This window comes from Brevibacterium picturae (assembly GCF_030453725.1).
GTDB lineage: Bacteria > Actinomycetota > Actinomycetes > Actinomycetales > Brevibacteriaceae > Brevibacterium > Brevibacterium sandarakinum_A.
Genome location: NZ_JAKDJU010000123.1, coordinates 1 through 9,076 on the forward strand (window position 1 = coordinate 1; position 9,076 = coordinate 9,076).

Annotated in this window: 9 protein-coding genes; all 9 read left to right on the forward strand. The window is 63.8% G+C overall.

Annotated elements, in window-relative coordinates:
* Positions 1-50: 50 nt before the first annotated feature.
* The 9 genes from rbfA (at position 51) to L0G76_RS11650 (ending at position 9,035) form a co-directional block, all read left to right on the forward strand.
* The gene (gene rbfA, locus L0G76_RS11610; protein ID WP_304357372.1) at positions 51-479 is read left to right on the forward strand and encodes a 30S ribosome-binding factor RbfA; all 429 of its coding nucleotides are present in this window, start codon (positions 51-53) and stop codon (positions 477-479) included.
* A gap of 201 nt (positions 480-680) precedes the next feature.
* Positions 681-1,574, forward strand: a complete 894-nt coding sequence (locus L0G76_RS11615) for a VldE C-terminal domain-containing protein (protein ID WP_304357364.1) — start codon at positions 681-683, stop codon at positions 1,572-1,574.
* 13 nt (positions 1,575-1,587) lie between these two features.
* Positions 1,588-2,505, forward strand: a complete 918-nt coding sequence (truB, locus tag L0G76_RS11620) for a tRNA pseudouridine(55) synthase TruB (RefSeq protein ID WP_304357365.1) — start codon at positions 1,588-1,590, stop codon at positions 2,503-2,505.
* A gap of 80 nt (positions 2,506-2,585) precedes the next feature.
* A complete protein-coding gene (locus L0G76_RS11625; protein ID WP_304357366.1) occupies positions 2,586-3,251 on the forward strand; it encodes a MarR family transcriptional regulator in 666 nt (221 codons plus the stop codon).
* Positions 3,241-3,612, forward strand: a complete 372-nt coding sequence (locus tag L0G76_RS11630) for a hypothetical protein (RefSeq protein WP_304357367.1) — start codon at positions 3,241-3,243, stop codon at positions 3,610-3,612. Before L0G76_RS11625 ends, L0G76_RS11630 begins: the two co-directional genes overlap by 11 nt.
* Before the next feature lie 121 nt (positions 3,613-3,733).
* Positions 3,734-4,672, forward strand: a complete 939-nt coding sequence (locus tag L0G76_RS11635) for a bifunctional riboflavin kinase/FAD synthetase (RefSeq protein WP_304357368.1) — start codon at positions 3,734-3,736, stop codon at positions 4,670-4,672.
* A 93-nt stretch (positions 4,673-4,765) separates the two neighbouring features.
* A complete protein-coding gene (gene rpsO, locus L0G76_RS11640) occupies positions 4,766-5,035 on the forward strand; it encodes a 30S ribosomal protein S15 (RefSeq protein WP_304357369.1) in 270 nt (89 codons plus the stop codon).
* Between the two features lie 416 nt (positions 5,036-5,451).
* Positions 5,452-7,677, forward strand: a complete 2,226-nt coding sequence (locus L0G76_RS11645; RefSeq protein WP_304357370.1) for a polyribonucleotide nucleotidyltransferase — start codon at positions 5,452-5,454, stop codon at positions 7,675-7,677.
* A gap of 68 nt (positions 7,678-7,745) precedes the next feature.
* Positions 7,746-9,035, forward strand: a complete 1,290-nt coding sequence (locus tag L0G76_RS11650; RefSeq protein ID WP_304357371.1) for a M16 family metallopeptidase — start codon at positions 7,746-7,748, stop codon at positions 9,033-9,035.
* The last annotated feature ends 41 nt before the right edge of the window (positions 9,036-9,076 follow it).

The following is a 9,076-nucleotide window of genomic DNA, read 5'->3' on the forward strand; positions in this document are numbered from 1 at the left end:
TCCGGCAGAACTCGCTGACAGTGACAACTCACACGAAGAAGGAAATCACCATGGCAGATGCAACTCGGGCGCGGAAGATCGCCGACCAGATCAAGGTCATCGTCGCCAGCACGATCGAACGCAGACTCAAGGACCCCCGTCTCGGTTTTGTCACGGTCACCGATGTGCGCGTGACCGGAGACCTGCAGCACGCCTCGATCTTCTACACGGTCTTCGGCGATGGCCAGGATCTCGACGCCACCGGCAAGGCGCTGGAGTCAGCGAAGGGCTTCATCCGGTCAGAGGTGGGCAAGGGCCTGACGATCCGCCTGACTCCCAGCCTCGAATTCATCGCCGACGCCGTCCCGGAGGCTGCAGCCCATCTGGATGGTCTCCTGGCCCAAGCGGCAGCCGACGACGCTCGGGTTGCCGGATTGGCCAAGGACGCGAAACCCGCCGGTGATGAGGACCCGTACAAGAAGACCGACGACGAGGCCTGACGCCACAGCACTCCATCGCGGCAGAATGTCACAGGCCCGTGGGGGAGCGGAGCGATCACGGTACGACGCAGGCAATCGCTCAATCGCGATCTCAGTCACTTCCGGGTAAAAACTTCACGTAACAGTTTTGTTATCTTTCACTTCTGGTTTAGACTTTTTCCGGTAACGAAATGATTACGACTCTGTTAAGGGATTTCTGCATTGGGTAAGCACTCTTCGCCAAAGCCTGGCTTTGCTAAGCAGCTCGTCCGGGATCTGACCCCCGCCAGCAAGCGCTCTGCCGGTCGGCACTCCTCGGACGCGCCGTCAACCGCCACCTCGGTGTTGGCCACTGTCCGCCAGCGTCCCGTCGTTGCAGCCATCGCGGTTCCCGCCGCAGCCACCGCTGCCGTCGTCGGCTCCACCGTCGTCATGAGCCCGCCTGAGGCCGGCAATGTCACGACCGAGGCCGCTGACACCTCCGCGCAGCAGGAGAAGTCGAGCCCCTCGGCCGTCAGCCAGGATGAGATCGACGCCCAGCGCGAGAAGGCCGGCGAAGAGTACATCAAGGACGTCAAGGACGATCCCAAGTACAAGAACAAGACGTCGAAGACGACACTCGACGTCAAGACTCCCAAGCCCAAGCCGTCCCCGACGAGGGAGAAGGCCCAGGCGGAGTCCGGCAGTGCGAAGTCAACCGACGAGAAGTCTTCGGGGTCGGATGAGAAGTCATCCGAAGGCGAAGGCACCCCAGAGGGCATCTCGAACGAGCCCTGCTCGGTCTCATCCTCGATCGAGTCCGGACTGCAGCCCAACGCCGTCAACGGCTACCGTGCCGTGTGCGCGAAGTTCCCCGAAGTCAAGACCTACGGCGGCGTCCGCCCAGGTTCGGGCACCTCGGACCACTACACCGGCGGGGCCGTGGACATCATGATCACCGGTGCCACCGGCGACCGCATCGCCGACTACCTGATCAAGAACTCCGGGGCACTCAACGTCAAGTACGTGATCTGGGAACAGCGCATCTGGAACCCGGGCAGCGGCTGGTCGAGCATGGAAGACCGTGGATCACCCACGGACAACCACTTCGACCACGTGCACGTGTCGTTCAACTGATCGCGCCTGACGCGTGAGTGATACTTCCCCGCAGGGCGTCCTCGTCTGCGACAAGCCCCAGGGCCTGACTTCCCACGGCGTCGTCTCCCGGATTCGGCGCTGGTACGGCACCCGCAAGGTCGGCCATGCCGGAACCCTCGACCCGATGGCCACGGGCGTACTCGTCCTCGGCCTGGGTCGCGGAACCAAGCTTCTGGGCTACATCACCGGTGTGTCCAAAACCTACCTGGCCACGATTCGCCTCGGCTCTGCCACACCGACCGATGACGCGGACTCCGAACCGGATATCTTCTCCGAGCCTGCGAGACTGTCGGCTGTCACCGACGGCGGGATCTCCGAGGGCGTCTCGGCATTGACCGGTGTCATCGACCAGGTTCCCAGCGCCGTCTCCGCGATCAAGGTCAACGGCCAGCGCTCCTACGCCCGTGTCCGTGCCGGTGAAGACGTCGAACTCAAGGCACGCAGGGTCGAGATCTCACACTTCACCGTCCTCGACACCCGGTATTCCGTCGCGGAGGGCCACATCGATGTCGACGTCGAAGTCGACTGCTCCTCGGGTACCTACGTACGTGCTCTGGCACGCGATCTCGGTACCAGCCTCGGCGTCCATGGTCATCTCATCGCCCTGCGGCGCACCCGTGTGGGGTCCTTCGGCATCGACGATGCCGTGACGATTCCCGAGGACCTTGACGCCGCAGCGCCCGCGCTGACTTCGCTCGCCGAGGTGGCCCGAACGCTGCTTCCGACCGTGCACGTCGATGCCGCCGAGGCCAAGGCACTCATGCAGGGTAAGACCATCCCCACCGATCGGAGCCCGGAGCAGGGTGATGAGGTCGCCGTGATCTCCGGTGACGAGCTCGTCTCGATCGCCGAGGTGCGGGCCGGGGGAGCGCTGAAGTCCCAGACGGCTTTCGCGATCGACCTCGCCTGACGATACAAGCGATATGTTTGTATGTCGTGAATACAACTGAAATGCTTGTTTATTGCGGTGGGGTTTGGTTCACTTGAGTCATGTACGTCATGACCATCGATCAGCGAGGATCTCGTGAGCGCACCGATGGGGTGCCCGAGGTACTCGACATCTTGGACCGCGTTGAGTCTCGACTGGGGTTCGAACGCACGATCGGCGATGAGGTGCAGGGTGTTCTCGACTCAGCTGAGCAGGTGACGCTCGCCGTGCGACTGCTGGCCGCTCAGGCAGGATGGCACATCGGAATCGGAATCGGATCCGTCGACACTCCATTGCCGAGGTCCACCGCCGAAGGCAGAGGAGAGGCGTTCTACGCGGCCAGGCGTGCGGTCGAAGCCGCCAAGGGCGCTCCCGCCCATCTTGTCGTGGACCCGACCACGGGTCACGGGGGTCTGGCTGAGAGCGCTCTGCGCCTGATGGTCTGGACATTCGAGAACATCCGTCCCCAGCCTCGTCGTTACATCGACTACCGGCTCGACCAGCCCGAATCCACCCAGAACGACATCGCAGTGCACTTCGACGTCTCCCAGCAGGCGGTCTCCCACGTGCTCTCACCAGGTGGGGTGGAGCTCATCGAGGGTGCCTGCGCGCTGTCGACCTTCCACCTCGGACAGATGGGAGAGGGCCAGGGCGGCGAGTCGCGGGACGGGCACTCTCAGAGCGATGACGTGAAGGACGACTCCCAGGCAGGTGACCATGTGGTTTGACGTACTCATCGCGGTCCTCGCGGCGATCGTGGCCGCGGCGGGCGGCTACCCGCTCGTTCCGCTCTTCCTGCGGATGACCCATGATGGCCCCGGCTCGAAGCCGACCCGCACCGGCAGTGAGGACATCGAGGTCCTGCGCGGCGGACTGTGGATCGGCATCGTCGAACGCGCGCTCATTGCCGGCGCCATCGTGCTGGGACGTCCGGAGCTCATGGCCGTCGTCGTTGCGGTCAAAGGTCTCGGACGCTTCGCAGAGATCAAGTCCTCCGCCGCAGCAGGCGAGCGTTTCATCATCGGAACGTTCGTCTCCATCACGATCGCCTCTCTCGTCGGCGTCATCGGCTGGGCCGTCATCTCCTGACGCGTGCGCGGGCGAACGTGTGGGAGCATCGGTGGGTCGGCACGTGTGATCAGCCGTGGGTTAGCACGTGTGAACATCTCTGCGATAACCTGATGCGGTGCACGGAAGGAGCAAGCGTCGAGTGGAGCTTTATCACGGACTGAATGAGGTCGGGACCGACGATGTCGGCACCGTCGTGACCCTGGGCAACTTCGATGGAGTCCACCGCGGTCACCAAACCGTTCTCCAAGCTGTAGCGGCACTGGCCGGCGCGCGATCCCTGCGCTCCGTGGCCATGACCTTCGACCCGCATCCGCGCACGATCCACCGCCCGGATGAGCCGACGCTGATGATCACGAGCACCGATCAGAAGGCCGACTTCATCGCAGACACCGGCATCGACGCCCTGTTCGTCCAGCACTACGACCTCGACTTCGCAGCCCAGAGCGCTGAGGAGTTCGTCCGCACCTACTTTGTTGAGGCTCTGGCCTGCGAAATCGTCGTCGTCGGTGATGACGTGCGCTTCGGCAAAGACAACGAAGGCACCATCGAGACGCTGCGCCGCCTCGGCGAGAAATACGGGTTTCGGACCGAGACGATCGATGAGGTCGGACGCGGCGGCCGGTATTCCTCGTCGCGGATCCGTGAGCAGATCGTGGCCGGCGATGTCGCCGAGGCTGCCGATCAGCTGGGTCGCTACCACCGGGTCGAAGGCACTGTCGTTCACGGCGACGCCCGCGGTCGTGATCTCGGTTTCCCGACCGCGAACCTGTCCGAGGATGCCGAGGGCCTCATCCCCGCCGATGGCGTCTATGCCGGGTGGGCGCGGTTCGCCGGTGAGGATCAGGCATACCCCGCGGCGATCTCAGTGGGCACCAACCCCACGTTCGAGGGCAGCGTGCGGCGGGTCGAGGCTCATGTTCTCGATAAGGAATTCGGCGAATTCGACGTCTACGACCGGCATATGACTCTCGAGTTCGTGTCGCGGATCCGTGGCCAGGTGACGTTCATCGGCATGGACGAACTCGTCGTGAAGATGCACGAGGATATTGCCGATGTGCGCGAGGTGCTCCACACCTGATAAGCTGAACGTTGCCGTTTTCACCGGCCGCGGTTCGATAGTGCTGAGACTGACAGGTCTCGGCGCCGCGCAACGATCATGAAGGAGAAGTCCATGGCTCTCAGCACTGCTGAAAAGCAAGAGGTCATCAAGGAATATGCAACTCACGAGGGCGACACCGGTTCTCCCGAGGTCCAGGTTGCGCTGCTCACCCGCCGGATCGTCGAGCTCACCGAGCACTTCAAGGATCACAAGCACGACCACCACTCGCGTCGTGGCCTGCTGCTCCTCGTCGGCCAGCGCCGCCGGATGCTCAAGTACCTGCAGCGCGTTGAGATCGAGCGCTACCGCTCGCTCATCAAGCGCCTCGGTCTGCGTCGCTGAGGCCAGCGCCCTGACATTGAGTCCGACTCGGACGAGCTGACACCGGCTCGAACGAGACTGCGCTCAGACGAAGAAGCGTCCTGCATCATGCAGGGCGCTTCTTCGTCTGGGTACGCCCAGATCAATTCTCCCCGCCAGACCCGGCTGCCTCCCCGCCAGACCCGGGTGGCATGCGTCTCGACCGGGAAACGGGGCATCTGCGGTAGACTTGACGGTGGACAACCATGCCATGGACGTTTCGGTCCTCGGTAGTGGCCTCCGGAGGAACGCGCACAATCACGCCGGTTCCGTGGGCCCCGATCGATGACCGGCTTGGATCCATGGGATGTCCAAGTCACTATCCACCGGATTGACGCGGGCTTTCCGCCCTCATCCATCGAGGGTGTCCGCGCACCGGTTACGAACAAGGAGAATACGTGGGACTCAACCCTGAATCCGCCGTAGCGCACATCGACAATGGCAGCTACGGTTCACACACCATCCGCTTCGAAACAGGCCGGCTCGCTCAGCAGGCCGCCGGTTCGGCCGTCGCCTATCTCGACGACGAAACCATGCTCTTCTCGGCCACCTCGGCCGGCAAGAACCCCCGTGAGGGCTTCGACTTCTTCCCCCTGACCGTCGACGTCGAAGAGCGCATGTACGCGGCTGGTCGCATCCCCGGATCGTTCTTCCGCCGTGAAGGACGCCCATCGACCGACGCGGTCCTCACCTGCCGACTCATCGACCGCCCGCTGCGCCCCTCCTTCGTGAAGGGACTGCGCAACGAGGTCCAGGTCGTCGTCACAGTGATGTCGATCCACCCCGACCACATCTACGACGCCCTGGCCATCAACGCGGCCTCGATGTCGACTCAGCTCTCCGGACTGCCCTTCTCCGGCCCCATCGGCGCCGTGCGCATCGCGCTCATCGACGGCCAGTGGGTGGCCTTCCCGAACCATTCGCAGCTCGACGACGCCGTGTTCAACATGGTCGTCGCCGGCCGTGTCGTCGGTGACGACGTTGCCATCATGATGGTCGAGGCGGAAGCCACCGACAACGCCATGGATCGCATCAAGACCGGTGCCACCGCACCGACCGAAGAGGTCGTGGGCGAGGGACTCGAAGCCGCGAAGCCCTTCATCAGCGAACTCTGCCGTGCACAGCAGGAGCTGGCGGACACCGCCGCCAAGCCCACCGTCGAGTTCCCTGTCTTCAAGGACTACCAGGACGACGTCTACGAGGCCGTGCGCGAACTTGCCGAGGCCAAGCAGACCGAGAACTTCCAGATCGCTGACAAGCAGGAACGCGAAGCCGCAGGCGAAGTTCTCCTCTCGGAGCTCTTCGACAAGCTCGGCGAGCGTTTCGAAGGCCGCGAGAAGGAGATCGCCGGAGCCCTCAACGCTCTGACCAAGCAGGTCGTGCGCAAGCGCATCCTCACCGACCAGATCCGCATCGACGGACGTGGACTCAAGGACATCCGTCCGCTGACCGCAGAGACCAACGTGATCCCACGAGCTCACGGCTCGGCCATCTTCGAGCGCGGGGAGACCCAGATCCTCGGCGTCACGACGCTGAACATGCTCAAGCTCGAACAGCACATCGACTCGCTGTCGCCTGAGACCACGAAGCGCTACATGCACCATTACAACTTCCCGCCCTACTCGGTCGGAGAGACCGGTCGTGTGGGCAGCCCGAAGCGCCGCGAGATCGGGCACGGTGCGCTGGCAGAACGTGCACTCGTGCCGGTTCTGCCCAAGCGCGAGGAATTCCCCTACGCCATCCGCGAGGTCTCAGAGGCACTCGGATCCAACGGCTCGACCTCAATGGGCTCGGTCTGCGCCTCGACCCTGGCCATGCTCTCGGCCGGTGTGCCGCTGCAGGCTCCCGTCGCAGGCATCGCCATGGGCCTCGTCTCCGACGTCATCTCCACCGACACCGGTGACCAGACCGCATACGCGGCACTGACCGACATCCTCGGCGCCGAAGACGCCTTCGGCGACATGGACTTCAAGGTCGCCGGCACACGTGACTTCATCACCGCGATCCAGCTCGACACCAAGCTCGACGGCCTGCCGGCCTCGGTGCTCGGTGCCGCACTCAAGCAGGCTCACGAAGCACGCATGGTCATTCTCGACGTCATCGCCGAGGCCATCGATACTCCGGCAGAGATGGCTCCGACCGCTCCGCGCATCATCTCCGTGAACATCCCCGTGGACAAGATCGGTGAGGTCATCGGGCCCAAGGGCAAGATGATCAACCAGATGCAGGAAGACACCGGCGCTGACATCAGCATCGAGGATGACGGAACCGTGCTCATCGGCGCCACCGACGGACCGGCCGCCGAGGCCGCCCGGTCGATGATCAACGCGATCGCCAACCCGCAGGTGCCCGAGGTCGGCGAACGCTACCTCGGAACCGTCGTGAAGACGATGAGCTTCGGCGCATTCGTCTCCCTGACACCGGGCAAGGACGGACTGCTGCACATCTCCGAGCTGCGCAAGCTCAACGATGGCAAGCGCGTCGAGGACGTCGAAGACGTCGTCGGAGTCGGCCAGAAGGTCCAGGTCGAGATCACGAAGATCGACGACCGCGGCAAGCTGTCACTGTCGCCCGTGAGCGACGATGACGAAGAGACAGAAGCAGAAGAGGGATCAGACAACTGATACGGGGGGATTCTCACACCGGGGAGGGCAGCCGAATCGATCGGTCTGTCCTCCCCGGTGGTTTGACGGTGACCACTGAACACATGCCCGGACTGGCCTCGGAGACGATCGGCATCTGGGTCGCGGCAGGTTCGCGTGACGAATCGACCGAGACCGCCGGGTCGACCCATTTCCTCGAGCACATGCTCTTCAAGGGAACGCCGACGAAGGACGCGAAAGCGATTGCAGCGGCCTTCGACCGGACCGGGGGAGACTCCAACGCCATCACGGCCAAGGAACTCACCTGCTACTTCTCCCGCTGCCTCGTCACAGACCTGTCAGACATCACCGCTCTGCTCGTCGACATGGTCTCGAACTCGAATCTGGACGCCGAAGAGTTCGAGCGCGAACGCGGTGTCATCATCGAGGAGCTGGCGATGTCGGCCGACGATCCCGGTGATGTCCTCTTCGACGACTTCGACCAGCTGATCTTCGGCGACCATCCGCTGGCGCGCCCGGTCGGCGCGACGAAGGACCAGATCCGGGTGCTGGGCCATCACACACTCCTCGAGCACCATTCGACGACTTATGTTCCCCCGCGTCTGGTCATCGCCGCCGCCGGCGGCGCCACCCACGACGAGGTTCTGGGCATGGTCGAAGATGCGTTGGCCGAGGCAGGCATCGGTTCCGAGTCCGCCTCTCACGCCTGGGACAGTCCTGCAGCCGGTCGGCCGGCTGCGGCAGCTGGAGTTGGTGATGCCACAGGTGGAAAGGCTCATGCACGTGGCGCACGTGAGGTCCCCCAGTTCCATTCGGGGCGCTCACACACGGTCAAAGACACCGAACAGCTGGGAATCCTCCTCGGCTGCGAGGGTCTTGAAGAGGGGCATCCGGACCGCTTCGTCTATTCGGTGCTGCTGACGATGCTCGGCGGGGGCATGTCCTCGCGACTCTTCCAGAGCGTGCGGGAAGAACGTGGGCTCGCCTATGCCGTCAACTGTGTGGCAAGCCAGTTCACCGACTTCGGTACGTTCGGCATCTACGCCGGCTGCACGCCGGAGAACGGTCAAGCCGTCGTCAACCTGGCTCTGGCCGAATGGGACCGGCTGGCGCAGGAGGCACCGAGTCGTTCGGAGGTGGACGCGATCGTCTCGCAGCTCTCGGGGTCGATGGTCCTCGGACTCGAATCCTCGGCCGCGCGGATGAACCGCCTGGCCCGATCCGAGATCTTCGGGATCCCACTGGAATCGCCTCTCGACCTCATCGAGCGTGTGCGTTCGGTCACCGCCGAGCAGGTGTCCACGATGGCGGGCGACCTGATGAGTCGGCCGAAGTCGCTGTCCCTCGTCGGACCGCAGACCGACCTCGCGCTGCCGTGAGGCTTCGATGACTCTGTCCTGACGGACACAAAGGCGCCCTG

Excerpts from the sequence above, each read along its gene's own strand:
- rbfA (WP_304357372.1), top strand. The coding sequence starts at position 51 with ATGGCAGATGCAACTCGGGCGCGGAAGATCGCCGACCAGATCAAGGTC.
- L0G76_RS11625 (WP_304357366.1), top strand. The coding sequence starts at position 2,586 with ATGTACGTCATGACCATCGATCAGCGAGGATCTCGTGAGCGCACCGAT.
- L0G76_RS11630 (WP_304357367.1), top strand. The coding sequence starts at position 3,241 with ATGTGGTTTGACGTACTCATCGCGGTCCTCGCGGCGATCGTGGCCGCG.
- rpsO (WP_304357369.1), top strand. The coding sequence starts at position 4,766 with ATGGCTCTCAGCACTGCTGAAAAGCAAGAGGTCATCAAGGAATATGCA.